The organism is Salmonella sp. SAL4457, from assembly GCF_046548235.1.
Taxonomy (GTDB): Bacteria; Pseudomonadota; Gammaproteobacteria; order Enterobacterales; family Enterobacteriaceae; genus Salmonella; species Salmonella enterica.
Genome location: NZ_JBGDZO010000569.1, coordinates 1 through 268 on the forward strand (window position 1 = coordinate 1; position 268 = coordinate 268).

Annotated in this window: 1 protein-coding gene; it reads left to right on the forward strand. The window is 70.1% G+C overall.

What is annotated here, in order from left to right:
* A partial coding sequence (locus ACLJNW_RS25485; protein ID WP_410961404.1) for a transglutaminaseTgpA domain-containing protein occupies nucleotides 1-268 on the forward strand: 268 nt, incomplete at both ends.

The following is a 268-nucleotide window of genomic DNA, read 5'->3' on the forward strand; positions in this document are numbered from 1 at the left end:
GTGGTGGGCTACCTGTTCGACGACGGTTTCCTCGCCGCGCTGTACAGCCTGCTGCCGGTGACCGCGTTGCTGGCGGCGCTGATCGGCTTGCAGCAGAGCGCTTTCGCCAGCCGGCCCTGGCCGACCCTGCGGCTGGCCGGCGGGCTGTTGCTGCAGGCGCTGCCGCTGATGCTCCTGCTGTTCCTGTTCTTCCCCCGCCTGGGGCCGCTGTGGTCGTTGCCGATGCCCGGCAACAAGGGGGTCACCGGACTCTCGGAGAGCATGGCGC